Annotated in this window: 18 protein-coding genes; 10 read left to right on the top strand and 8 right to left on the bottom strand. The window is 70.9% G+C overall.

What is annotated here, in order from left to right; all coding sequences use genetic code 11:
• Positions 1–306: 306 nt before the first annotated feature.
• Both BLS95_RS33330 and BLS95_RS33325 read right to left on the bottom strand, forming a co-directional pair.
• Positions 307–516: a hypothetical protein gene (locus BLS95_RS33330; protein ID WP_143043963.1), complete on the bottom strand. Its 210-nt coding sequence runs from the start codon at positions 514–516 to the stop codon at positions 307–309.
• A 57-nt stretch (positions 517–573) separates the two neighbouring features.
• A complete protein-coding gene (locus BLS95_RS33325; RefSeq protein ID WP_090940650.1) occupies positions 574–2,220 on the bottom strand; it encodes a serine hydrolase domain-containing protein in 1,647 nt (548 codons plus the stop codon).
• 153 nt (positions 2,221–2,373) lie between these two features.
• Here BLS95_RS33325 and BLS95_RS33320 point away from each other — a divergent pair, with 153 nt between their 5' ends.
• Positions 2,374–3,336 (top strand): GbsR/MarR family transcriptional regulator, encoded by a 963-nt coding sequence (locus BLS95_RS33320; protein ID WP_245765437.1) that lies wholly within the window; start codon positions 2,374–2,376, stop codon positions 3,334–3,336.
• 30 nt (positions 3,337–3,366) lie between these two features.
• On the opposite strand, the gene BLS95_RS33315 is transcribed toward BLS95_RS33320, so the two are convergent.
• The 4 genes from BLS95_RS33315 to fxsA all read right to left on the bottom strand — a co-directional run bounded on the left by BLS95_RS33315 (position 3,367) and on the right by fxsA (position 7,355).
• Positions 3,367–4,134, bottom strand: a complete 768-nt coding sequence (locus tag BLS95_RS33315) for a dienelactone hydrolase family protein (protein ID WP_090940643.1) — start codon at positions 4,132–4,134, stop codon at positions 3,367–3,369.
• Between the two features lie 115 nt (positions 4,135–4,249).
• A complete protein-coding gene (locus BLS95_RS33310) occupies positions 4,250–6,238 on the bottom strand; it encodes a tetratricopeptide repeat protein (RefSeq protein WP_090940640.1) in 1,989 nt (662 codons plus the stop codon).
• Positions 6,235–7,116 (bottom strand): SIR2 family NAD-dependent protein deacylase, encoded by an 882-nt coding sequence (locus BLS95_RS33305; protein WP_090940637.1) that lies wholly within the window; start codon positions 7,114–7,116, stop codon positions 6,235–6,237. Before BLS95_RS33305 ends, BLS95_RS33310 begins: the two co-directional genes overlap by 4 nt.
• Positions 7,117–7,169: 53 nt before the next feature.
• Entirely contained in the window at positions 7,170–7,355 is a 186-nt protein-coding gene (gene fxsA, locus BLS95_RS33300; RefSeq protein ID WP_090940634.1) for an FxSxx-COOH cyclophane-containing RiPP peptide, read from the bottom strand.
• Between the two features lie 266 nt (positions 7,356–7,621).
• On the opposite strand from fxsA, the gene fxsT (BLS95_RS33295) reads away from it, so the two are divergent.
• The gene (gene fxsT / locus BLS95_RS33295; protein WP_245765436.1) at positions 7,622–10,147 is read left to right on the top strand and encodes an FxSxx-COOH system tetratricopeptide repeat protein; all 2,526 of its coding nucleotides are present in this window, start codon (positions 7,622–7,624) and stop codon (positions 10,145–10,147) included.
• A 360-nt stretch (positions 10,148–10,507) separates the two neighbouring features.
• On the top strand, positions 10,508–13,015 hold the full coding sequence (fxsT, locus tag BLS95_RS33290) for an FxSxx-COOH system tetratricopeptide repeat protein (protein ID WP_143043962.1): 2,508 nt from the start codon (positions 10,508–10,510) through the stop codon (positions 13,013–13,015).
• On the opposite strand, the gene BLS95_RS33285 is transcribed toward fxsT (BLS95_RS33290), so the two are convergent.
• Positions 12,975–14,315 (bottom strand): HEXXH motif domain-containing protein, encoded by a 1,341-nt coding sequence (locus tag BLS95_RS33285; protein ID WP_245765435.1) that lies wholly within the window; start codon positions 14,313–14,315, stop codon positions 12,975–12,977. The two genes, fxsT (BLS95_RS33290) and BLS95_RS33285, sit on opposite strands and share 41 nt — an antisense overlap.
• Positions 14,312–15,445, bottom strand: coding sequence for an FxsB family cyclophane-forming radical SAM/SPASM peptide maturase (locus tag BLS95_RS33280; RefSeq protein ID WP_281250060.1), 1,134 nt, complete (start codon positions 15,443–15,445; stop codon positions 14,312–14,314). The genes BLS95_RS33285 and BLS95_RS33280 overlap by 4 nt, the downstream gene beginning before the upstream one ends.
• Before the next feature lie 307 nt (positions 15,446–15,752).
• On the opposite strand from BLS95_RS33280, the gene BLS95_RS33275 reads away from it, so the two are divergent.
• The 7 genes from BLS95_RS33275 (at position 15,753) to BLS95_RS33245 (ending at position 24,799) form a co-directional block, all read left to right on the top strand.
• Positions 15,753–16,034 carry a metal-sensitive transcriptional regulator gene (locus BLS95_RS33275; protein WP_090941055.1) on the top strand — a complete coding sequence of 94 codons (282 nt, stop codon included), beginning with the start codon at positions 15,753–15,755 and terminating at the stop codon, positions 16,032–16,034.
• A 39-nt stretch (positions 16,035–16,073) separates the two neighbouring features.
• The gene (locus BLS95_RS33270) at positions 16,074–16,283 is read left to right on the top strand and encodes a heavy-metal-associated domain-containing protein (RefSeq protein WP_090940625.1); all 210 of its coding nucleotides are present in this window, start codon (positions 16,074–16,076) and stop codon (positions 16,281–16,283) included.
• Positions 16,280–17,251, top strand: coding sequence for a hypothetical protein (locus tag BLS95_RS33265; RefSeq protein WP_090940622.1), 972 nt, complete (start codon positions 16,280–16,282; stop codon positions 17,249–17,251). Before BLS95_RS33270 ends, BLS95_RS33265 begins: the two co-directional genes overlap by 4 nt.
• Positions 17,252–17,272: 21 nt before the next feature.
• Complete coding sequence (locus tag BLS95_RS33260; RefSeq protein ID WP_090940619.1) at positions 17,273–19,492, top strand: heavy metal translocating P-type ATPase; 2,220 nt, start codon at positions 17,273–17,275, stop codon at positions 19,490–19,492.
• Between the two features lie 186 nt (positions 19,493–19,678).
• Positions 19,679–20,689, top strand: coding sequence for an ABC transporter ATP-binding protein (locus BLS95_RS33255; protein ID WP_090940616.1), 1,011 nt, complete (start codon positions 19,679–19,681; stop codon positions 20,687–20,689).
• The gene (locus tag BLS95_RS33250; protein ID WP_090940613.1) at positions 20,686–22,035 is read left to right on the top strand and encodes an ABC transporter permease; all 1,350 of its coding nucleotides are present in this window, start codon (positions 20,686–20,688) and stop codon (positions 22,033–22,035) included. Before BLS95_RS33255 ends, BLS95_RS33250 begins: the two co-directional genes overlap by 4 nt.
• Positions 22,036–22,045: 10 nt before the next feature.
• Positions 22,046–24,799 (top strand): bifunctional YncE/alkaline phosphatase family protein, encoded by a 2,754-nt coding sequence (locus tag BLS95_RS33245; RefSeq protein ID WP_090940610.1) that lies wholly within the window; start codon positions 22,046–22,048, stop codon positions 24,797–24,799.
• Positions 24,800–24,954: the final 155 nt, after the last annotated feature.

Raw genomic sequence — 24,954 nt, 5'->3', positions numbered from 1 at the left:
GGGCGTCCGTGCGAGACTCGGGCGCCCCGGTGCAGCCTCGTATCCGTGACGATCCCGCGATTGGGCGCGGCGCGCCGGAGGCGACGATCACGCGCACGAGCGGGGGCGCGCCGGAGACCCAGGTCGGCGCAGGTCGGCCACGACTGTCCGCACGGAGCCGGAGTGCGGGCCCTGCCGCCGTCGTCGTCGATCGCGGGGAACTCCACCACTCGGTCATCGAGCCGCTGTTCGGTCCTGCGCCCGGTGGCCGGGGCGAGGGTTCAGGCGGTTCTGTACGCCGGGGTCGTGGACTATGGGCGATGCGGGTCAGTGCAACCGCAAAAACGAGCAGCCCGCCGGGCTCGCGCCTGGCAAGGCGAGCTTGCGGGCGGAGATGCCCCGCCGGTCGCCGATGGTGGTCCACGACAGCCCGGACGCTGCGAGCGCGTCCCGCTGTCTGGAGGCGGACAGCCCGCCGACCAGCAGGGACGCGGGGGCGTGACCCAACGTGCCATCAAGTAGAGACAACGGTCGCATGGGTCCGGATGGTGTGCCGCCGTCGTGGCCTGGGTGGACGGTAGCGTAAGAAAGCGGCTACGTCTTCGGGAGCCCGACCGCGTTGGCGGCGTCGGCTTCGAAGTATTCCGTGGTGGCAAAGGGGCCGGCGTGCTCTTCGAAGAAGGTTTTGACGCTGTCGACCGAGTCGTGGACGATGACGTTCACCGCTTTGGTCCCGTCGGTGCCGGCCACCGCCAGGGTCCACGTGGCGCCCTTCGGCAGGTGCCCGTGCGCCGCCTTCAGCGCGTCCCAGAACCGGCCGTTGTCGGAAATCGTGGAAACCGCCATGACGTGCATTCCTGTGTTCTCCTCGCTTGCTCTCGGATTCACTCGGCAATTGGTGTGGAGGTATTGCGCGACTCCCTGGTGGAAGTCGTAGATGGCGACGGTCTGAGGGTCTTCGAGCGGGCTTGCAGCAGGCATCAGGAAATGCGTCTCGCTGATCGGAAGCAGCTCGTACGTGATGCGTTCCGGCTTACCGGTGAGTTGTGCCTCCACGGGATTCACCGTGAGGGTGAGGCGGAGGTCGCCATCCTCGGCCGACACCGCGTATCGGGCGCCCGGCCGCTCATAGACGCCTTCGTACCTTGACGGGTCGAGGGGTAGGGTCGGGTCGGGTTCCGGCAGGTCCGGGATCGTGGGCGCGCCGAGGTCGGAGAGGATTTCGTTGAACACCCTCCTGTAGAAGCCGTCCCGCGGTCCCGCGTTGGTCAGCAGCACGAGGGCAAGGCCCGAATCCGGCAGGATTCGCAGGCGGGCGCTCTGGCCGACCGTGCTGCCGTCGTGCGCGTAGACGGTCTCGCCGTGCCAATCGCACACGATGAGACCCAGGCCCCACTCCGGCCCGAACAAATGCGGATCGGGCACGGGAACACGCGATTCCATCATCTCGCGAACGGCCTCGGCCGAGACGATTCTGGTGCCGTTCGGCGCCTTGCCGCCGTCGAGGAAGACGTGCGCCATCGTGAGCACGTCCCGCGCCGTCGAACTGATGTTGCCGCCGGGGCCGAACGACCGTGGCAGATGGGTCAGCGGCGAGACGACGGGTCCCTCGTCGAGGGAGCGGATCAGGTGCCCCGTCGCGGCGCGCTGCGGGTCCACCAGGGCGTGCCAGGTGGTCGTACCGGTCAGTTCCAGCGGATCGAAGAGGCGATCCCGCATGATGTCGTCCCACCGTTTGCCATTGATCACCTCCATGACGCGGGCGAGAACGGCATAACCCAGGGCCGCGCTGTAACCGTGGGTGCGGCCCAAGGGATGCACCTGAGGCGCGCCGGCGATGTTCGCGACCATGCGCTCGTACACATCGTCGTCCTGGCCGGGATCGCCGTAAGCCTCCTCGATGCCGTTCGTGTGGTGCAGGAGATGGCGGGGCGTGAGGTTGGCGCTGACCTCGGGGTCGGCGACTCGGAAACCGGGAAGACAGGTCCGCACCGGCTCGTCCAGGTCGGCCTTTCCCTCGTCGACGAGTTGCATGAAGGCGAGGGCGGTCCAGGTCTTGGTCATGGAACCGCACTGGTAAATGGTGTCGGCCGTCGCGGGCTCGCGCGTCTCCACATTCTTGACGCCGACGGCGAAGTCGATGATCTCCCCGTCATGGTAGATCCCGACCGCGGCGCCTGGGATCCGGTATTCGGCGAGTAGTTCGGAGACCCGCGCCTGTGTTCGCGTTATATCTGACATCGACGTGTCCTTTCCGGGCGAGGAAAGGCTACGTTGCGTTTCAGATTTCCGTCAACCAAGAGGAATGAATATGGCGAGGTGGCGGGCGAATCGTTGCAACAGTATTGTCGGTAAATGCAATTCACGCCACTCGCCCGTTGCAATGTATTGTCGGTGAACGCACCTGAGGAGGAGGCGTGGCCGATGCCCGGAGGCAGGCTGACCCATGAGGATCGCCGGAAGATCGAGACCTGGCTGGCCGACGGGCTGGAGTACGCCGAGATGGGCCGGCGGCTCGGCAGGCCCACGTCCACGCTTACCCGCGAGGTCGCGCGCAACGGCGGGCCCGCGGGCTATCTGGCGGACGGCGCCCAGCAGGCCGCCGACCGGCGCGCCCGCCGGCGCATAGCGGTCAAGGCCGCCGAGCCCGACGAGCGGCAGACCGAGGTGGCGCGCCGTTTCGCGGAGGAGCTGGCCACGTCGCTGGCCGGGACCGGACTGCCCCGGACGCCCTCCCGGGTGTTCGTCTGCCTGCTCACCTCCGACTCCGGGAGCCTGACCTCCGCCGACCTCGTACGCCGGTTACAGGTCAGCCCGGCTTCGGTGTCCAAGGCCATCGGCTACCTCGAAAGGATCGAACTGGTCGGACGGAGCCAGGATCCAGGCGGGCGCCGCGAGCGGTACACGATCAACGACGACGTCTGGCTCCGCGCCTGGAGGGCCGACACCGGGGCGCACACCGAGGTCGCGGCGGCCGCGCGGCGCGGAACGCACCTCTTCGGCTCCGACACTCCCGCCGGGACCCGGCTTCGCGAGATGGGCCGGTTCTTCGCCCGCATCAGCGACCACATGGACGACCGCAGCCTTACCCACACCGCGGTGGCCGACGCGCTGACGGTGATCGCCGCGCTCGTGCACGCCGCCCGGCCGCTCACCGCGGGCGACCTCGCCACGGCACTGGGCTGGCCCGTTCGGCGCGCCGCCGAAGCCCTGGACGTGGTCGGCCGTCGTCCGATCCTCTCCGACCCGCTCACCTTGGAGCGGCTCGGACGCGGCACGTACGCCATCACCCCGAGGCCGGACCGTCTGAGCTCCGCGCAACGCGAAGCGCTGATCGCGAGCGCCCGCTCGACCTGAAGGACTCGAACGTTGAACGGGCTTCCGAGACTACGAAGCGCCGGCCGGGGAGGGGCCGAACGAGTTCCCGCCGAGGACTCCGGCGAGGAACGCAGCCGTCGCGGCGAACGAGCGCTCGTCGGCTGCCGCGTCGTAGGCGACCCCGGGAGCGGCGCCCGGCACCGCGTGCCTGTGCGTGAAACCATGGACGGCCTGGCCGTAGATGACGAGTTGCCAGTCCGCGCCCGCGGCGTTCATCTCGTCGGTGAAGGCCGCCACCTGTTCCATGGGGACGTGCGGGTCGGCCGAACCATGGCAGACGAGGATCTTCGCAGTGACCGCGCCCGGCTTGGCCGGTTCGCCGGTCGAGAGGGTGCCGTGGATGCTCACAGCACCGGCGAGGTTCACCCCCGACCGGGCCAGCGTGAGGGCCGCCATGCCACCGAAACAGAAGCCGACGGCGGCCGGCGGACCACCGACTTCCGGGCAGCGGGAGAGCGCCGTCAGCCCCGCCTGGCCGCGGCGGACGAGGAGTGCGGGGTCGTCGCGGAAGGCGATGATGCTGCCCATCACCCGCTCCCGGTTGCCCGCGACGCCGTCGCCCAGCATGTCGCAGGCGAGGACGGCGTACCCGAGTTCCGCGTAGCGGCGTGCCTGAGATCGCGCGTGCTCGTCGAGTCCGGCACCGCCGTGAATGAGCAGGATTCCGGGTTTCGGGCCGGGGCGCGTCTCGTCCCAGAAGAACTCGCCGGTGAGGGAAGTTTCGAGATCGCGGTAGGAAAGCGTGCGGGAGGACGCTGCCTGAGATTCATTGTCCATGCGGCTCAGGCTAGCAACGATAAACCCGGACTTTTCTCCAGTATAGCAGCGGGAAATTAATTTAGCAAGGCTAATTAAGTCCCTGTTGGATTACTTTTCCGGCCGGGATCATTGGCTAGTGCAAATCCGCGAGAATGCGGCGTTGGTAGGCCGTGAGAGGAGGGCGGATCGCGTCCCGGGCCACCTGGTCCGCGCGTTCCCGGTTGCCCATCCGGTGCAGGGCCCGCGCGCACAGGTAGGCCACCAGCCCCTGGTCACGCCCGGCCGTCAGCGCCGCGTCGAGCTCCGCGATCGCCTCCGCCGCCCGGTCGAGCTCGGCCAGAGCGAGGGCCCGGGCCGCGATGGTGGCCGGCTCCTCCGGATCGCGTACCCGGTCCAGGTCGCGCAGCGCCTGCTCGGGCTTGCCCAGGTCGGCCAGGATCTCACCGCGGGCCTGCAGGGCGAGGGGCGTGTCCCCGTCCACCGAGAGCACGCCATGGAGGATGGACAGGGCAGCCGGCGGACTGCCCGCGTGCCACACCGTCACGGCCAGCTCGACCTGCACGTTCAGGTCGTGCGGCACGCGCTGCACGGCCGACTGCAGCTCGGCGACCGCCTCGTCGGCCCGTCCCTGGTGCAGGATCACCCGGCCGGCGGCCGCCAGCGACCGGGCCACCGCCCCGGTTTCGCGCAGCCGCTCGTACACCTGGCTGCCCCGCTTGTAGCAGGCCTCGGCGGTCGGCCAGTCGCCCCGCTCGTAGGCGAGGTTGCCCAGAAAGGACTCGATCTCGGCGAGCGTACGCTGCTCGTCCTCCCCGCACAGGCGCCTGGCCCGCTGGGCGTGCGTCTCGGCCAGCCGCAGGTCGCCGTCGGCGAGCACCTGCTCGGCCACCCGCAGGAACTCCTCGGCGCTGGCGGGCGCCTGTCCCGCGCCCGGCTTGGGCCCCGCTGCGCCGCCCTGGGCCCGCTGCACCGGCTGCAGCAGCCGGTCGTGCTGCAGCTCGCACCAGCGCGAGCCCGCGCGCACCTCGACCTTGAGGATGTGGCGGTCGACCAGGGCCTTCACCACACTGTTCGGCATGCCGGCGGTCTGGGTCTCGCCCTCGTAGGCGGTGCCCCGGGTGCCGAGCTCGGTGATGAACGTCTCGCGTAACCAGGTGCTGAGCTGGTCGGGCGGCACGTCGTGCTCGTGTGCGATCTCCTCCAGCGCGCGGCTGAGGAAGTCGCCCAGCGAGCGGTCCACGTCGGCGTGCTGTTCGACGTATTCGGGGGTGATGACCGCGATCTCCGGCGGGCACGACTGCCACAGCGAGGAGCAGACGATCTGGAGCTGGACCGGTTCCACCGTGTCCACCGTGTACGAGGTGGGCCCGCTCACCCCGTGGAGCCGGACCGTGCGCAGCTCCCTGACCAGGGTCTCGGCGGCCTGCGGCCCGTAGGAGCGGCCGGTACGGGCCAGCGGATCCCTGACCGCCGCCAGCGCCTCGTCCTCGCGGAGCGGGGCCAGCGCGACCGCCGCGGCCGACCCGCCGCCGCGGAGCTGCTCCTCGTGGGCCAGGAACCGGGCGAAGTAGTCCTCCCGGATGGACAGCAGCAACCGCAGGTCCTCGTTGTCGTCGAGGGCCTCGGCGAGCTGGGAGATGAAGGGGTCGCGGAAGGCCTGCCGGTGCGGGAAGTCGAAGAACAGCTCCTCCGCCTGGTCGATGGCGACGAGGACCGGGACGGGGTCGCCGTACTTGTCCGTACGGGGACCGCGGCGGCGCAGGAACTGCTTGACGGTCAGGCCCGCCAGCCGCGTGAGCGACTCGCCGGGAGCCCACGACGACAGCAGCGCGACGGTGAAGGGATTGCGCTCCGGCAGGGCCGCCAGCGGGAACGCCGAGCCGTGCGACAGCCGCCCGATCGGCAGCACGTCGACCCGCTGCTCGGCCAGCCGCGGCAGCACCCCCGCCTCCAGGACCGACGTCTTGCCCACGCCCGAGGGGCCGTAGAGCGTCGTGAGCCGGTGCGCGTGCCACATCACCGCGATCTCGTAGGCCTTCGTGCCGCGGCCGAAGAAACGCTCGTGGTCCTCCCTGGAATAGGAACGCAGTCCGACGTAGGGCTCGCTTCGGTAGGTGGTCACGACGTCTCCATCCGCCGCGTCACCTCCGCGCAGAACTGCCGGAGGGTCCCCCAGTAGACGGAGACCTCCCAGCCGTCGAAATACTGGTCCAAGTATTCCCTGGCCCGGGCCTCCGCGCCGGGTTTCACGTCCTCGTGCTGAGGAGCGAGCTGGACGCTGACGTGACGTCGCCGCCGAATGGCCGGATAACGCCGGATGAGCCCGTGGAACAGCACCCGGAACGTCCATTCGTTCAGGGTGTATCCGAGGAAGAGCAGGGGTCTGTTGGCCAGGGCGTCGAGGATGATCGGTGGCACCACGTGGTGGCTGTGCCGCGTCCGCGCCGTCGTCATGTGCACGAGGTATTCGATGTGGTCGTCCTCCGTCAGCACGATCGACGACGGGACCTTCGTGCTGCCGTGCAGGTGGTAGACCACCGGCCGGCTCGCGTCCGGGCGCGTTCCCTCGAACAGGTCGCGATCGTAGGGCACGCCCTCGTGCCAGGGGCAGATCGCCGCACTCGGCTCCTTGCCGTGGGTTTTGAGCGCCCGCAGCAGGAAGTCATCGTAATTGGTGGTCAGGAACACCGGAATGGGGAAACGGGAAATGAAGGAGTGGATTTCCCCGGGGGCGGTGAAATCGGGCGGGCCCATCGCCGTGAGCTCGTGGCCGACCGTCCGTTTGAGAGCGGCCGAGTCGCCGACGACGCTGCGCGCGTACTGCATGACCCGGGGCAGGTCGCCGTCGTCGGCGAACGGATAGTCGTAACGAGTGGCCCACCGGCGGCTCAGCTCGCCGCTCGGTAAAAGAGTGCCCTCGCCCGCGCCCGCGCCGATGAACGGCGTGCAGTCACCGGTCTGGAGCTGGTCGATCAGCCGGGCCCAGTCGGAGTCCTTCATCGGGCGCCCTCCTCCTGCGCGGCGGCGGCGTGGGGCGAGGTGCGACCTTATTGTCAGCCATGGGGGGCGAGGCCGTCGATGCTCTGATTGAAGCCGGCGATCGGCCCCATCGCATCGTCGCTCGCTTCCAGCAATGAGCGCAGGGCGTGGCTCAACGCTGATTCGTCCAGCAGGCAAAGATCGCTGAGCGTCAGGTCGCCCACATCGACGAGACCGGTTTCGTCCAGTTCGTCACTCATTCAAACCCCTTACTATCTTTATCCCGGTTAACCGGTGGTGTCGCACCTGACCCTATGACAAGACCGGCCGGACCTCGAACCGGGGCCCAGCTTAATGCGTGATCGACTCAATCCTTTATGGGCTGTCCCAAAGGGGAGGCAAATCGTTATTGCCCTTCTGTGGCCCTCGCGGACCCTGGCGCGATGACTTCCCTTGACGTTATGTTTCACGGGCTTCGAAACCTTTAAGATATTGCCGCTGGATATTAGGTCACGGAGGCGATCGCGTGACGGATTCGCAGCAAGGACCGGTCAGGGTCGGGCGCGCCCCCGAGGTCTGGGGCAGGGTTCCCGCGCGCAACGTCAACTTCACCGGCCGCTCGGCCCTGCTCGACAGGATGCACGAGGGGTTGTCCAGCGAGGTGACGGCGGTGGTGCCGCACGCCCTGCACGGGTTCGGGGGCGTGGGCAAGACCCAGCTCGCGGTGGAATACGCCCACCGCTACAAATCCGAGTACGACGTCGTCTGGTGGATCCCCGCCGACCAGCCCGTCCTGGTCAAGTCGTCGCTGGCCGGCCTGGCACCGTACCTGGGGTTGCAGGCCGCCACCCGCGGCGGCGCGGAGGACGCCGCCGACGCCGTGCTCGACGCCCTGCGCCGCGGTGAGCCTTATGACCGGTGGCTGCTGATCTTCGACAACGCCGACCAGCCGGAGGAGATCAGCGACCTGATCCCGCAGGGGCCGGGGCAGGTGGTCATCACCTCGCGCAACCATCGCTGGCAGGGCATCGTCGACACCGTCGCGGTCGACGTCTTCACCCGCGAGGAGAGCGTGGCCTTCCTGTCCAGGCGCGCGCTGCTGTCGGAGGCCGACGCGGACCGCCTGGCCGAGCAGCTCGGCGACCTCCCGCTGGCCCTCGAACAGGCCGGCGCCCTGCACGTCGAGACCGGCATCTCCGTCGACGACTATCTCGCGCTGCTGAAGGAGCAGACGAGCGCGTTGCTGTCGGAGAGCAAGCCGTCCGAATACCCGATGTCCATGACCGCGGCCTGGGCGCTGTCGGTCGCCCAGCTGCGCAGCAAGCTGCCCGAGGCCGTGGACGTGCTGCGCTGCTGCGCGTTCTTCGGCCCCGAGCCGATCCCGCGCGACGTCTTCCGGCTGGCCGGCCACGAGGTCTCCGACCCCGGGCTGAGCGCCATCCTGAGCGACACGATCCTGCTCACCCGGGCGATCAGGGAGCTGGGCCGGTTCGCGCTGGCCACGATCGACTCCCAGTCACGCACCATCCAGGTCCACCGGCTGGTCCAGGCGCTGCTGCGGGACGAGATCGAGGAGGAGGAGCGCGCCCGCTACCGGCACGAGGTGCACCTGCTGCTGGCGGGTGCGGCGCCCAAATATCCCGACGAGACCGCCAGCTGGCCGCGCTACAACGAGCTGATCGCCCACATCCTGCCCGCGCGGGTGGCCGACTGCGCGGATCCGGCCGTGCGCAGCATGGTGCGCGACGTCCTGTACTACCTGTACCGGTCCGGCAACTACCAGTCGGCGCGGATCTTCGCCGAGCGGTTCGTGGAGCGGTGGAGCGAGGTGTCGGGCAGCGACCATCCGGACGTGCTCGTCGTCCGCCGGCACCTGGGCAGCATCGTCAGGGAGTTGGGTGAATACCGGGCCGCGTACGAGCTCGACAGCGCCACGCTGGAGCGGATGACCGACGTGCTCGGCCCGGAGGATCCCGAGACCCTGGTGCTCAGCAGCGGGTTCGCCGCGGACCTGCGGGCCATGGGCGACTGGCCCGCCGCCAGGGAGCTGGACGAGCGGCTGCGCGACCAGCACGCGAGGGTGTTCGGCGAGGAGGCGCTGCCGACCCTGCAGCTCATGAACAACCTGGCCATCGACTACGGCCTCAACAGCGAGTACACGAAGGCCCGGAATCTGTTCGAGCTCGTGCACCGCAAGCAGAGCCAGAGCCAGCAGCGGATCGGCGAGGTCAACGTGCTCAACGCCTGGAACGGCCTGAGCCGGGCGGTCCGGCTGGAGGGCGACTCCGTCGAGGCGGTCGCGCTCGGCGAGGAGGCCCTGGCCTACGGGGTCAACGAGCTCGACGCCGAGCACCTGTGGACGCTGCGCACCGCCCGTGACCTGTCCATCGCCCGGCGCCGGGCCGGCGACCTCGACGCCTCCCTCGAACTCGCGCAGGACGTCTACAGCCGCCTGCAGCGCACCATGGGCGACCACCATCCCGACACGGTCGCCGCCGCCAGCAACCTGTCCAACGCGCTGCGCGCGACGGGCGACATCGAGGCCGCCTACGAGATCGCGGCGCAGGCCGTGGCCCACTACCAGTCCCTCTACGGCGACGACCACCCCTACGTCCACGGCTGCGCCACCAACCTGGCCATCCTGCGGCGGCTGCGCGGCGACGCCGAGGGGGCCAGGGCCATCGACGAGGTGGCCCTGGCCGGCCTGGACGCCCGGCTGGGCCGGGACCACCACTACACCCTGACCTGCGCGGTGAACCTCGCCAGCGACCTGGCCGCGCTGGGCCTCATCGAGGAGGCCAGGCGGCTCGGCCACGACACCCTGGAGAGACTGCGCCGGCAGTTCAAGAGCAGCTATCCGCTGCTGCTGGCCTGCGCGACCAACCACGCGCTCGACACCACCGCGGCGGGATTCGAGGAGGAGGCCGAGGCGCTGCTGGAGGAGGCCCGGCAGGGCTACGCCCAGGCGATGACGGTCGATCATCCCGACGCCCGCCTCGCCCTGGTGGCGCGGGAGAGGATGAACTGCGACTTCGACCCGCCGCCCATCTGAGGTGGCCCGCCGCTCAGCGCCCCGGCGAAATCGCGGAACACGCCGGGACGGTCGGCCGGGCGCGTCTTGCGTAACGTGAGCCGCAGGCCCAGGAAAAGCAGGAGGAAACGCAGGGCGCCCAGCAGAAAAGGAACGGCGGAGAGTGCCAGGACGAATTCATGCCACATCTTTCCTCCTCGTTTCGCGTCTGGAATCAGGAGATCGGCCCGGCGCCATGTCCCGCAATGACCTGGTCCGATGCCGGACAGGTCTGAACACCCCGGCACAGCCGCCGGGTGCGGAGCTTACGGAAAGCGGATGACTCCGAACGGGCAAGGACAATCCCGGACGCCTTTCGGCGGAGGGGAAAGGCGGGCGCCGGTGACTCCTGACGGGGAGGAATCGCTCAGAACGTTCATCGCCGCGCTGGCCGAGCTGCGGGCGCGGGTCGGCGGGCCGTCCTACCGGGAGCTGCAGCGGCTGAACCCGGAGCGGCTGCGCACCAGTACGGTCCACGGCATGCTGGAGGGCGAACGCCGCCGCCCGCCGTCCTGGCCGCTGGTCGACGCCTACGTACGCGCCTGCCTGGCCCACGGGCGGGAGCACGGGATGCGGCTGACCGACGACGTGGAGGCGTTCGTCGGCGAGTGGCTGGCCCGGCACGGGAGCGTGGCGGCCGCCATGAGCCGCGGGCCCGAGCCGCAGGACGAGGTGGAGGACTCCCGGCCGCTGATCCTGGGCGGCGGCACCCCGCCGGTCAGGGGCCACTTCTCCGGGCGTCACGAGCTGATGGAGGAGCTCGACGCCAAGATGGCGGCGCAGACGGCCTGGCCCGTCTGCCTCCTGGGCCCGGGCGGCCACGGCAAGACCCAGCTCGCCTCGGAGTACATCCACCGCCGCTCGTCCAGGTACACGACCGTCTGGTGGATCAGGGCCGAGCAGCCGAGCCTGGTCAGGACCGATCTGGCCGCGCTCGGCCGGCGCCTGGGCCTGGATCTGGGCGAGCCGGAGCTGGTGGCCGAGACGCTCAGCCTGCTCCAGGAGGACTCGGCCTGGGGGCCGTGGCTGCTCGTCTTCGACAACGCCGGGCATCCCGCCACGCTCGTGCCGCCCCTGCCCCGTGGCGGGTCCGGGCACGTGCTCATCACCAGCCGCGACCCCGCCTGGGACGAGGTGGCCGTCCCCGTCGAGGTCGGGGTGTTCCAGCGTGAGGACAGCGTCGAGCTGCTCACGCGGCGCGTGCCGGGGATCTCCTCGGAGGAGGCCGCGCAGGTGGCGGAGGAGCTCGGCGATCTGCCGCTCGGCATCGTGCAGGCCGGCAGCTACATCAAGGGCTCCGGCCTGGCGCCGGGCGCCTATCTCGCGCTGCTGCGCGCCCAGCCGGGGCGGATGCTGGAGAAGTACCCGCCGGTCGACTACGGCAGCGGCCTGGCCTCGGCCTGGAATCTGGGCTTCGAGACGCTGGCCCAGAGCCATCCCGAGGCCATGCGCCTGCTCCAGCGCTGCGCCTTCCTCCGGCCGGAGTCGATCACCCGCGGCCTGCTGCTCCAGGGCGCCCTGCCGCTGCCGGGCGAGCCGGCCGGCGTGTTCCGGGACCCGGTGCTGGCCGACAACGCGATCAGGACGCTGACCAGGTACGGGTTCATGCGCCTGGCCGGCCGGGGAACGGTCCAGGTGCACCGGCTGCTGCAGTCCACGGTCAAGGAGCTGCTGCCGGAGGAGGAACGCGAACGCGTCCGGCACGACGTGCACCGGCTGCTGGCCGGGGCCGACTGCGGCGATCCCGAGGACCGCGCCACCCACCCCCGCTACGCGGAGCTGGCCGGCCACGCCGAGGCCTCCGGCCTGGCCGGCTGCACCGACGACGACGTCCGCGCCTTCGTGGCCAAGCTCGTCCGCTACTTCCAGCAGATCGGCGACGGCGACGGCGCCGAGCGGTACGCGGGCGTCGCGCTCACCGCCCCGCCCGCTCCGGCCGGCGACGGCGCCCCGCAGCGGACGCGCGAGCCCGCACCCGCCAGGCCCGCGCGCCGCGGCTCGGCCCTGGCCAGGGAGATGGAGCACGACGACTGGACGCGGCTGATCTACCAGATCTCCACCGGCGACTGCACGCCCGTCGTCGGCGCGGAGACCTCCCGGCAGGCGGACGCCCGGCTGCGCGCGCTGAGCTGGGAATGGGCCGGCAGGCTCGGCTACCCCTACGCCGACGCCTGGAACGTGGAGTCGGTGCTCGACTTCGCCATGACGCTGCCGGACCGGGCGGCCATGGCCGAGGAGGTCCTGGCCGCCCTGCGCGGCGAGGCGGAACGGCCGCAGGAGGCGGACGACCCCTACGCCTTCCTGGCGAAGATCCCGGCCACCTCCTACCTGACGACCTGCTACGACGACCGGCTCACCCGGGCGCTGCTGCAGGCCGGCCGGGAGCCCGTCGTGAAGGTGCCGCCGTGGCGGCCGGAGCTCCTGGTCGCCACCCAGCCCGTGGTGGCGCCCACCCCGGAACGGCCCCTGGTCTGCCATCTGGCCGGGACCTACGACTCCCCCGACACCCTGGTGCTGACGAGGGGCGACCGGCTCAGGTGCATGCGGGTGGAGTACGGCCGGTGGTCGGCCGACATCATCGGCGCCCTGGTCACCTATCCGTTCCTGATCCTGGGCTACAACCCCCGGTCGGCGTCGTACGAGCTGCTGATGTCCCTCCTGTCGGGCATCACCGCCCCCAAGCGGAACATCGTCGCCCTCCACGACCCCGACCCCGGCGGCATGGAGGCGACGGCCAAGGAGTACAACCTCGCCAGGATCTCGCGGCAGAACATGCGGGCGGGCGTCTACTGGGGAGACGCCCGCGAGTTCATCCGTGAACTGTCACATCGCCTGGAGCCGGCGGGGTGAGGCCGTTGCGGCTCTCCCACTGGTCGCGATGGTCGGCGGCGTCGCGGCGGGCCCTGGCGATCGCCGCGGGCGACACCTCCTCCTCCCGCCAGGCCGCCAGCGTGGCGGCCATCCGCCCGACGAAGCGCTCGCCGTGCGGCGTCAGCCGGCCACTGCCCGCGATCACCCGGGTCGCCCCCTCGGCCGCCTCGCGCCAGCGGAAGAACTCCGCCTCCGCGGCCACGGCCGCCTCGCCCCGCTCCAGCAGCCGCTGCCTGCGCCAGAAGCCGCTGACCCCGACGTAGGCGTAGGCTCCCTGGAACAGGCCGCCGAGCGGGCGCGGGTCGTTGCGCCAGGGGGCGTAATAGCGCTCGCCGGGCGACGGCAGCAGCAGCGGGACCACGTCGAGCAGCGCCGACAGCTTCCCGTGCTGGACCTCGTGCGCGAAGGTGAGCGCGAACGCCACGGCGTCCGGCGGCGTGGACAGCGCGATGCAGCCGAACGCCTCGCGCGAGCTGCCGCTGATCTGGTCGCCGGGGATGTCCGTGAGCGGCGTCAGCACGCGGGTGGCGACGGACACCTCCGCCGCGATGGTCCAGTGATGGGCGACCATGAGCTCCCACGCGCTCACCAGGGCGGCCCGCCAGGTCTCGATCTCCTCGGCGGACAGCCGTTCGGCCGCCAGCCGCGCCCCGGGCATGCGGTAGGGGTCGAGGTCGTCGACGCACAAGGTGACCGCCCGGCCGCGGGACTCGGCGCTCAGGTGGCGCAGCGCCTCCCAGCCGGGGGCGTCGTGCCGCGGGTCGTCCGGGAGGCGTATCGCCTGGCCGCCCGACAGCACCTCGGCGGGGCCGCCCGCCCGCCGTACCAGCGCGATCCCGCCGGCGCACGCGGCGCGGCCGAGCGAGGGCAGCATGACGCCGCCGTCCTCGGCCCGCACCTCGGCGGTGAAGTCCATCCCGGAGCGCACCGCGGCGGCGGCCGCCACGGCCGCCAGCCGGGCGGGGGAGTGACCGCCCTTCCCCGTGGCCAGCGCGTGATAGGTGCGCCAGGCCCAGGCGCCCACGGCCGGATGGCGCAGCACCGCGTCCACCGCCGCCCTGTCGTGCCGCTGCGCCTCCTCCAGCAGGCGGTACGCCCGGGCGGCCACGCCGGCCTCCTCGTGCCCGCACTCCCGCGAGGCGGTGACCACCCCGTACACGAGCAGGACGTGCTTGCTCCACTGCGCCCGCGCCAGGAACCCGGCCGCCTCGGCGCCGCCGCCGCCCGACCCCAGCGCCGCGAAGTGTTCCTCGGGTACGACATGGTGCTTGAGCATCATCGGCGGCCTTCCAGGAGGGCGGCGACGTCGCGCTCGACCACGCCGCGGATGTGAGTGATGAGACGGAACAGGTCGTGGCAGTAGACCGACGGGTTGCCGAAGCCGCTGCCTGGACGGTAGCGGTGGGCGTAGAGGCCGCCGCCGCACACCCGGACGACGGGGCAGGACTGGCATTCGGCGGCCAGGGCGCCGCGGCCGAGCTGGCGGGCCATGACGGCAGGGTGGCGCAGCACGGCGTCGAAGGTGTCGCGGGAGACGTGGAACCCGGTCGTCGGGGCGCCCGGATAGGCCGACTTCAGGGTGTCGGACTGCTCGATGGCGCCGTCGGTCTCGATCACCACCATCCGGGCCGGTCCGAGCCCGACGACCTCGCCCGACGACCGGCCGCCCAGCAGGAGCCGCAGGATGTCGGCGAACAGCCGGACCTCGGTCTCCTGCCGGGGCGCGGCGTACCAGCGGTCGAAGACGGGGATGAGCCAGTCCGCGTACGGGGTGCCGTCTCCGGCGGCGGGCAGCCCGGGCGGCGGCGTCTCCCAGTTGCCGTGCGGCAGCAGGAAGTCGATCCTGGGCGGCGCGGACCTCAGCAGCGCCTCGTAGGTCGCGAGCGGGTCGTTGCGCAGCTCGACCGTGCAGAGCAGGCCGGCGTACAGGTGCCGGTAGCGGCCGGTGAGCAGGTCGAGGGCGGCCGTGACGGCCGCGTGGCTGCCCCGGCCGTCGCCACGGCGGCGGTGGCGGTCGTGGCCCTCGGCGTCGCCGTCGAGGCTGAGCCCCACGCGCACGCCGAGCTCGTCGAACAGCCGCAGGTAGGTCTCGTCGAGGCGCAGGCCGTTGCTCTGCAGGCTCACGTCGAGCCGGACGCCGGGGCCGAGCGCCTGCTTGATGGCCCGTACGGTGTGAGCGATGTGGTCGGCGCCGGCGAGGAGCGGCTCGCCGCCGTGCAGGATCAGGTGGACGGCGGGGATCCGGTGCGCGTGGGCGTGCTCCGCGATCCGGGCCGCGGTCTGCGCGATGACCGCCTTCGAAATCCGACGCGGCTGCATTTTCCAGCTTTGATCGGCCATTTCGTAGACGTAGCAATAATCGCATCGCAAATCACATCTGCTGTGCACTTTCAGGATGAACTGGCACAAAGGCCAGGGTTGCCAGCCCGCCGGAGGGTGGGCGTTGACCTGGGGTTTTATCTCCCCCAGCCATATTTCGTTCGTGCGTGACACACGAGGGAAACTATCGTTCTCCGCGTCCGCGCCGTGCGGGGTTGGCCCGAAAGCCCGGCGAGTCGGATGCCGGGTGAGGACAGTGTTCCTCGGGGGTGGAGTGAGCGGCCCCGGCGCCTGCCGTGGACGCCGCCGGAGCCTGGCGAGAGGGCGCCCGCCGGTTGCCGGGAATACCATAGGGGGGTATGGTGTTGTCAGAGGCGCCGAGGTGAGAGGGGTGGACATGGCCGGATACAGCGGCAGCAAGCAGGAGCACGCGATGCGGCTGCGCCGGATCGAAGGGCAGATCCGCGGCCTGCAGCGCATGGTCGATGAGGACAAATACTGCATCGACATCCTGACGCAGGTGTCCGCGGCGACCAGCGCGCTGAAGTCGTTCTCCCTGTCACTGCTCGAAGAGCACCTGGCCCACTGTGTGGCCGAGGCCGCCCAGAAGGGCGGCCCGGAGGCGGAGGCCAAGGTCAAGGAGGCTTCCGACGCCATCGCCAGACTTGTTCGTTCCTGATCAGGCCGATTGAAGGAGATTGATATGAGCGCCAGTTCCATGAACACCGCCACGTACACCGTCAAGGGCATGACCTGCGGCCACTGCGTCAGTTCGGTCAAGGAGGAGGTCGGCGAGGTGGCCGGCGTCACCAAGGTCGAGGTGGACCTGGCGACCGGGCTGCTGACCGTGGACAGCGACGGCCCCATCGACCCGGCGCGGATCGCCGCCGCGGTGGAGGAGGCCGGCTACGAAGTGGCGACCCGGTGAACACCGCGGCCAAGCTCGGCTCCTACGTCCTGGGCCTGGCAGTCGTCTTCGGCGGCGCGCTGGGCATGGGCAGGGTGGTGGGACCGGTCGCGACACCCCCCGCCGCCGAGGCCCACGCCGCCATGACGGCGCCCACGACGGCGCCGGCCACGAGCGCGGGTCATGGGGAGCAAGCCACCCAACAGGCTAAGGAAGATACCCCCGGGGGGCTCCAAGTGTCCGAGAACGGCTACACCCTCAACCCGCTCACCACGACGATCAGACCCGGCGAGCCGACCGACTTCCGCTTCACGGTGACCGGCCCCGGAGGCGCGGCGGTCACCGGCTACCAGGTCGAGCACGACAAGAAGCTGCACTTCATCGTCGTCTCCCGCGACCTTGCGACCTTCCAGCACCTGCACCCCGAGATGGCGCCGGACGGCGTCTGGTCGGTCGGGCTGAGGCTGCCGGACGCCGGGCCCTACCGGGCCTTCGCCGACTTCACGCCCACCGGCGGCAGCGCCCTGACGCTGGGCGTGGACCTGGCCGTGGCGGGCGACTACGGGCCCAGGCCGCTGCCGGAGCGCAGCCGTACGACGACGGTCGACGGATATACTGTCACCCTGGACGGCGAGCTGACGCCCGGGCAGTCGAGCAGGCTCACCCTCAAGGTCACCAAGGACGGCGAGCCGGTCACCGACCTGCAGCCCTACCTCGGCGCCTACGGCCACCTGGTGGCCCTGCGCGCCGGCGACCTGGCCTACCTGCACGTCCACCCCGACGGTGAGCCCGGCGACGGCAGGACCAAGGCCGGTCCCGAGATCGTCTTCCACGCCGAGGTGCCCAGTGCCGGCGACTACCGCCTCTTCCTGGACTTCCAGCACGGGGGCAAGGTCCGCACCGCCGACTTCACCCTCGGCGCCGGCCGGCGCCCCGCCGTCCCGCAGGCCACCCCGAGCGGGCACGGCGACGACGGCCACGGCCACTGAACGAGAGAAAGGAGCACGGTGATGACCCAGATCGCCGATGACCGGCAGGTCGAACTCTCGATCGGCGGCATGACCTGCGCCTCCTGCGCCAACCGTATCGAGCGCAAGCTGAACAAACTGGACGGCGTCACCGCGACGGTCAACTACGCGACGGAGAAGGCGAAGGTCACCTTCCCCGACGGCATCGACCCGCGGCAGCTCGTCGCCGAGGTGGAGAAGGCCGGCTACACGGCGGAGCTGCCCGCCCCGCCGCGGGCGGAGCCGGCCGGGCGGGAGCCGGAGGACGAGCTCCGGCCGCTGCGCGAGCGCCTCGTCACGTCGATCGTGCTGGCGGTGCCGGTGATCGCGATGGCGATGATCCCGCCGTTGCAGTTCACGAACTGGCAGTGGCTGTCGCTCGTGCTGGCCGCCCCCGTGGTGGTATACGCGGGATGGCCGTTCCACAAGGCGGCCTGGACCAATCTGCGGCACGGCGCGGCGACGATGGACACGCTGATCTCGCTCGGCACCATCGCCGCGCTCGGCTGGTCGTTGTGGGCGCTGTTCTTCGGTACGGCGGGCACACCGGGGATGACGCACCCGTTCGCGTTCACCATCGAGCGCACCGACGGCTCGGGCAACATCTACCTGGAGGCCGCGGCGGGGGTCACGGCGTTCCTCCTGGCCGGGCGATACTTCGAGGCGCGTTCCAAGCGCCGCGCCGGCGCGGCGCTGCGTGCCCTGCTGGAGCTGGGCGCCAAGGACGTGGAGCTGGCCGACGGCCGGCGCGTCCCGGTCGAGCGGCTCAAGGTGGGGGACCGGTTCGTGGTCCGGCCGGGCGAGAAGATCGCCACGGACGGCGTGGTCGAGGAGGGCTCCTCGGCCGTGGACGCCTCGATGCTGACCGGTGAGTCCGTGCCGGTCGAGGTCGGGGTGGGCGACGCCGTCACCGGCGCCACCGTCAACGCGGGCGGCCGGCTGGTCGTCCGCGCCACCCGGGTCGGCGCCGACACCCAGCTCGCCCAGATGGCCAAGCTGGTGGAGGACGCGCAGACCGGCAAGGCCCAGGTGCAGCGGCTCGCCGACCGCATCTCCGGCGTCTTCGTCCCCGTCGTGATCGCGCTGGCCCTCGGCACGCTGGGCTTCTGGCTCGGCACCGGCGACGGGGTGGGCGCCGCCTTCACCGCGGCGGTGGCGGTGCTGATCATCGCCTGCCCGTGCGCGCTGGGCCTGGCCACGCCCACGGCACTGCTGGTCGGCACGGGCCGGGGCGCCCAGCTCGGCATCCTGATCAAGGGGCCGGAGGTGCTGGAGTCCACCCGCAGGATCAACACCGTGGTGCTGGACAAGACCGGCACGGTCACCGAGGGCAGGATGACGCTGACGGCCGTGCACGTGGCCGACGGCGAGAGCGAGGAGGAGGTGCTGCGCCTGGCGGGCGCCCTGGAACACGCCTCCGAGCACCCCATCGCCCGGGCCGTCGCCAAGGGTGCCGCCGCCCGCGTCGGCGTGTTGCCCGACGTGGAGTCCTTCGCCAACGTCGAAGGGCTCGGCGTCCAGGGCATCGTGGACGGGCACGCGGTGCTGGTGGGCCGTTCCAGGCTGCTGGAGGAGTGGTCCCAGCACCTTCCCGCCCCCCTGGAGCGCGACCTGCACGACGCCCAGGCCGCCGGCCGCACCGCGGTCGCGGTCGGCTGGGACGGCCGGGCACGGGCGGTGCTGGTGGTGGCCGACGTGGTCAAGCCGACCAGCAAGGAGGCCATCGCCCGGCTGCGCGCCCTCGGTCTCACGCCGGTGCTGCTGACCGGCGACCACGAGGCCGTCGCCAGGACCGTCGCCGCCGAGGTGGGCATCGACGAGGTGATCGCCGAGGTGCTGCCCGCCGGCAAGGTCGACGTGGTCAAGGAGCTGCAGGCCGAGGGCAAGGTCGTGGCCATGGTGGGCGACGGGGTCAACGACGCCGCCGCGCTGGCCCAGGCCGATCTGGGGCTGGCCATGGGCACCGGCACCGACGCGGCCATCGAGGCGAGCGATCTCACGCTGGTCCGCGGCGACCTGCGGGTGACGGCCGACGCCATCCGGCTGTCGCGCCGCACGCTGTCCACGATCAAGGGCAACCTGTTCTGGGCCTTCGCCTACAACGTGGCCGCCCTGCCGCTGGCCGCGCTCGGCCTGCTCAACCCGATGATCGCGGGGGCCGCGATGGCCTTCTCCAGCGTCTTCGTGGTCAGCAACAGCCTGCGGCTGCGCCGCTTCAAGTAACACCGAGGCGATGGTTCCGCGTCCAGGACGCGGAACCATCGCCGTTGGCGTGTGCGGGCCCCGCCCAGTCGTGTGACTTAACGGTAGTCGAGTTCCATTTGCCCAACGTTCGGTTGCGGGCCGCCTTAACGAAAACAGAGATCCCTAAGTTCCCTTGGTTGGAGATCAAAACCAAGGGAGATCGACATGCACAGGCCCCCCGCAGTCCGGGCTCGCGGGATCACGAAGTCCTTCGGCGAGGTGATCGCGCTCGGCGGCGTCGACCTCGATGTGGCGAGCGGGCAGGTCCACGGCCTGGTCGGCCCGAACGGCGCCGGCAAGACGACGCTCCTCGGCCTGCTGCTGGGCCTGGCGGTCGCGGACGGCGGCAGCCTGGAGATCCTGGGTACGCCGGTCGGCCGGACGCTCGCCGTCCCCGACGGCGTAGCGGGTTTCGTGGATGGACCCGGCCTCTACCCCTCGCTCACCGCGCGACAGAACCTCGCGGCGCTGGCCTCGCTGCGCCGGTACGACACCGGTCCCACCGCGAGCGTCGACGACGCGCTGGAGCAGGTCGGGCTCACCGACGTCGCCGACGACCGGGTCCGGGGCTTCTCGCTGGGGATGCGCCAGCGGCTCGGGCTGGCCGCCGCGCTGCTCACCACACCGCGACTGCTCATCCTCGACGAGCCGGCCAACGGCCTGGACCCCGCCGGCAAGCGCCACGTGCACCGCGTCATCAGCGGGCTCGCCGCGAACGGGACCGCGGTGGTCCTGTCCAGCCACCGGATGGACGACCTCGCCGCGCTGTGCTCCGAGGTCACCATCCTCGCCACCGGCCGGGTCGTCTTCTCCGGGCCGCTGGGCAAGCTCGCCGCCGAGAGCGGCGAACTCGACTACCGGCTGGTCACCTCCGATCCGGCGGCCGCCCACCGGCTGGCCTCGGAGACACCCGGGCTCCGCGTCGTGACCGGCGGCGAGCCCGCGCAGACCGGTCTCGTCGTCCGCGGGCCGGAGCCGGCTCTCGACGAGCTGGTCGTACGGCTCGTGGGGGCCGGGGTCGCGCTCCGGGAGCTGGGGCCGGTGATGACGCCGCTCGAAGCCGCGTTCCTGGCCCTGACCGCGACCGACGTGGGACCCGAGGCCGAGACCGAGGCCCGGACCGAGGCCCGGACCGCGGCTGGGGCCGCGCAGATCGACGAGGAGAACTCCCGATGACCGTGACCCTTGCCCAGCCCCCGGCCGGTGTCCGGCCGGCGCCCATCTCCCACGGCTACCGGTTCGAGCTGGTCAAGCTGCTCTCCCAGTGGCGGATCCGGCTGCTGCTGCTCGCCTGCTGGATCGCCCCCGCGCTCTTCGTGGCCGCGGTGAGCCTGCAGACCTCGCTGCCCTCCGACACGGTCTTCGGCCGCTGGATGAACTCGACCGGCTGGGCGGGTTCGCTGGTCGTCCTGGACTTCGCGTGCACCTGGGCGCTCCCGCTGCTGACGGCGCTGGTCGCCGGGGACGTCTTCGCCGTCGAGGACCGGCTGGGCACCTGGCGTCACCTCCTCGTGGCGGTCCGCTCCCCGCAACGGATCTTCGTGGCCAAGGCCCTCGCCAGCCTCACCGTGATCCTGCTGCTGGTGGCAGGGCTGACCGCGTCGAGCGTCGCGGGCGGCCTGGCCGCGGTCGGCAACCACCCCCTCGTCGGCCTGGACGGCCATCTCCTCGCCCCGGGGGACGCGGCCGGCACGGTCCTGCTCGCATGGCTCAGCGCGCTGGCACCGACGCTGGCGTTCGCCGCGGTCGGCCTGCTCGGCTCGGTCGCCCTGGGCCGATCCCCGATGGGGCTGCTGATGCCCGCCCTGCTCGCCCTCGTCCTGCAGCTCGCGCAGCTGCTCCCGCTGCCGGTCGCCGTGCAGCTGGGCCTGCCGAGCCACGCCTTCCTCGCCTGGCGCGGGCTCTTCACCGACCCCGGGCAGACGGGTCCCCTGCTCATCGGCTTCGTGGTGAGCCTCGCCTGGGCCGTACTCGCCACGGCGCTGGCCTACCGCATCTTCCTGCGGCGCGACTTCACCGACCTCACCTTCGACGGGTCGGGCCGGCAGATCCTCGTGACGGCGGTCGTACCGCTGGCCGCGCTGGTCGCCGTCAGCATCGGCGTGATCGCCGGCGCGACCCCGGCCACCGGCTCGGGCATCGAGCGGGCGAAGCTGCAGAACTCCCTCGCCACCGTGTACGGCCACCTGTACCGGCTGCAGGCGCAGGAGCTCCACCGTCCCGACGTCACCGAGGCCCAGTTGCAGGCCACCGCGTCCTGCGACAAGGGCGGCTCCCGGGTCCTCGACGAGGGAGCTGGCAACGACTGGCGGTGTGTCGTGTCCTGGCACCTCCCCGGCGCGACCGCCGTGGGCAACGCCATCTATCAGCTCGACGTCACCGCAGACGGGCGGTACGTCGCAGACGGAGACGGACCAAAGGAGGTCAACGGCTACTTCCAGGTGCGCACCCCGGCCGGGGACGCACCGAACCCCCTGTGGCAGTTCGACGGGAACGTCGACCTGCTTGCAAGCACCTCGTAAGGAACAGAACGTGCAAGTCACGCGTCAACGCGTCACGAAGGCCCGTACCGGGCTCTTCGACGGAATCACCGGCCGCCGGGTTCGCCTCCTGGCGGCGGCCACCGCGACTCTCGTGGTCGCGGGCGGCGGCATCGCCTACGCCTCCACCGATGTGTTCGGCACCGACCAGGTCGGCCAGCTCACCGAGAAGGGCCTGGTCGTATCCGGCGACCAGTACCTCGACCCGATCGGCGAGCGCCTCGTCATCAACCCCGGCAAGATCATGTCGTCCTCGGTCAGCCCGGACGGCACCCACGTCGCGGCCTCGATCACCGACGGCGGGATGGCGCTGGCCATCATCGACCTGAAGAGCTGGAAGGTGCAGCAGCTCGTCGGCAACAGCGCGACGGCGGACCTGCGCATCAGCGGCAACGACGTGGGCCAGGAAGGCCCCACGTACTCGCCGGACGGTACGCAGCTGTGGCTCGGCCAGGCCGACGGCTACCGCAAGTTCACCGTGAACCCGGACGGCAGCCTGTCCAACCCGACGTTCATCACCATCGCCGCGCAGGGTTCGAAGCGCGCCCTGGTGGGCGAGGCGGTGTTCACCGCCGACGGCAAGACCGTGTACTCCGCCGTCAACGGCCAGAACCGGGTGGTCGCCATCGACGCGGCGACCGGCGCCATCCAGCAGAGCTGGAACGTGGGCAACGCCCCGCGCGACATGCTCATCGTCGGGACCAAGCTCTACGTCAGCAACGAGGGCGGCCGCCCGGCGCGGCCCGGCGACACGACGATCAACTCCTACGGCACCCAGGTGCCCGCGGACCCGGTCACCGGCGCCACCACCACCGGCACGGTCAGCGTCATCGACCTGGCCAACCCGGCCGCCGCCGGCACGAGCATCGACGTCGGCCTGCACCCGACGGCCCTGTACGCCAAGAACGGCGCGCTGTTCGTCACCGACACCGCCACCAACGACGTGTCGGTCATCGACACGGCCAGCGACAAGGTCGTCCAGACCATCGCCACCCAGCCGTGGCCGCAGGCCTCGGTGGGCTACGAGCCCAACGCGGTGACGCTCACCGACGACGGCCACCTGCTGGTGACGCTCGGCCGCGCCAACGCGGTCGCCGTCTACCGGTACACGACCGCGCAGGAGCCGGTCAGCTACGTCGGCCTGCTCCCCACGGATTACTTCCCCGCGGAGATCACCACCGTCGGCGACCAGGTGCTGGTCTCCAACACCCGTGGCATCGACGCCCGCCGCCCCACCACCGCCGCCGGGCACGGCACCCACGACACGACCTCCAGCCTGCAGCGGTTCACGCTGCCGGACGACAAGCAGATCGCGAAGTACACCTCCACCGTCTTCGAGCAGAACGGCTGGGGCAAGAACGACGTCAAGGTGGCCCAGGGCAACAAGCAGAAGGCCGAGCCGGTCCCGAAGCGCCTCGGCGACCCGTCGACGATCAAGCACGTCTTCCTGATCGTCAAGGAGAACCGGACCTACGACCAGGTCTTCGGTGACATGCCGGAAGGCAACGGCGACCCGTCGCTGGCCCAGTACGGGGAGAACGTGACGCCGAACCAGCACGCGCTGGCGCGCCAGTTCGGGCTGTACGACAACACGTACGACGTCGGTACCAACTCCGCCGAGGGCCACAACTGGCTCATGCAGGCCGACAACCCGGAGTACACCGAATCCAGCGCCGGTGAGTACCTGCGCAGCTACGACACCGAGGACGACGCGCTCGGCCACCAGCGGACCGGCTTCATCTGGACCGGTGCGCAGGCGGCGGGCCAGTCCGTGCGGAACTTCGGCGAGTTCCACCAGTTCCTGACCAAGCCGGCCGGCGCGACGTGGCAGAACCTGTACTGCGACACCAAGAAGATGGAGTCGACCGGCCAGGACACCGCCTACACCCTGAACTCCTCCTCGCCGATCCCTTCCCTCAACGACGTGTCGGTGCACGGCTTCCCGAAGTTCGACACCAGTGTCCCGGACATCTACCGGTACCAGATCTGGAAGCGTGACTTCGAGGCCAACGGGCCGGCGAACCTGAACATGTTCTGGCTGTCGAGCGACCACACCGGTGGCCCGGTGAACGGGGCCGCCCAGGTCGCCGACAACGACCTGGCCGTCGGCAAGATCGTCGACACCATCTCGCACAGCGAGTACTGGAAGGACTCGGCGATCTTCGTCGTCGAGGACGACTCCCAGGCCGGCCAGGACCACGTCGACGGCCACCGTGCGCCGATCCAGATCATCAGCCCCTGGGCCAAGCGCGGCACCGTGGACAGCCACTACTACACGCAGATCACCATGATCCGCACTATCGAGCAGATCCTCGGGATCCAGCCGATGAACCAGAAGGACAGCGCCGCCACCCCGATGGCGGCGGCGTTCACCAAGAAGCCCGACTACACGCCGTTCACCTTCCTGCCGAACCGCACCTCGCTGACCCTCGGTCTGTCGAACGCGAACCTGCCGTCCTGCGGTGCCGACACCCCGGCGCCGCAGGACCCGAAGGCCGAGGCCCCGCCGACGGCGAAGGTCCCCGCCGACAAGAAGGACGTCGCGGCGAAGTGGGAGACCTGGAAGTCGCGGCAGCAGTTCACCGGGCCCACCGCCAGGCCCGACTCGGCCAGCCCCGAGCAGCTGAACCGTTTCTCCTGGTACGAGGCGCACGACTGGAAGAAGCCCTACCCGGGTGAATCCAAGATCTACACGCCGGACGAGGTGCCTGGCGCCGACATCCGGACGTCGGACACCGACGGCTGACCCAGGCTGATCACCTGACAAAGGGGCCCCGACCGGCGTCACCGCCGGCCGGGGCCCACTGCCGTGTATCGCCGGATACCGGAGTGCTCATTGGTCGCCGGCGGTCCCGGTGGTGGACTCGGAGTGTTCACTGATGGGTCACTACCAGGAGTTTC

The organism is Nonomuraea jiangxiensis (assembly GCF_900099965.1).
GTDB classification, from domain to species: domain Bacteria; phylum Actinomycetota; class Actinomycetes; order Streptosporangiales; family Streptosporangiaceae; genus Nonomuraea; species Nonomuraea jiangxiensis.
Note: the sequence above shows the minus strand (reverse complement) of the source record. Positions and strands in the feature narration are given on the sequence as shown.

Coding starts and splice junctions, on each gene's coding strand:
- fxsA (WP_090940634.1), bottom strand. CDS start 7,355: ATGAGTGACGAACTGGACGAAACCGGTCTCGTCGATGTGGGCGACCTG.
- BLS95_RS33330 (WP_143043963.1), bottom strand. CDS start 516: ATGCGACCGTTGTCTCTACTTGATGGCACGTTGGGTCACGCCCCCGCG.
- BLS95_RS33305 (WP_090940637.1), bottom strand. CDS start 7,116: ATGAAGGACTCCGACTGGGCCCGGCTGATCGACCAGCTCCAGACCGGT.
- BLS95_RS33275 (WP_090941055.1), top strand. CDS start 15,753: ATGGCCGGATACAGCGGCAGCAAGCAGGAGCACGCGATGCGGCTGCGC.
- BLS95_RS33255 (WP_090940616.1), top strand. CDS start 19,679: ATGCACAGGCCCCCCGCAGTCCGGGCTCGCGGGATCACGAAGTCCTTC.
- BLS95_RS33285 (WP_245765435.1), bottom strand. CDS start 14,315: ATGATGCTCAAGCACCATGTCGTACCCGAGGAACACTTCGCGGCGCTG.
- BLS95_RS33250 (WP_090940613.1), top strand. CDS start 20,686: ATGACCGTGACCCTTGCCCAGCCCCCGGCCGGTGTCCGGCCGGCGCCC.
- BLS95_RS33270 (WP_090940625.1), top strand. CDS start 16,074: ATGAACACCGCCACGTACACCGTCAAGGGCATGACCTGCGGCCACTGC.
- BLS95_RS33260 (WP_090940619.1), top strand. CDS start 17,273: ATGACCCAGATCGCCGATGACCGGCAGGTCGAACTCTCGATCGGCGGC.
- BLS95_RS33325 (WP_090940650.1), bottom strand. CDS start 2,220: ATGTCAGATATAACGCGAACACAGGCGCGGGTCTCCGAACTACTCGCC.
- BLS95_RS33315 (WP_090940643.1), bottom strand. CDS start 4,134: ATGGACAATGAATCTCAGGCAGCGTCCTCCCGCACGCTTTCCTACCGC.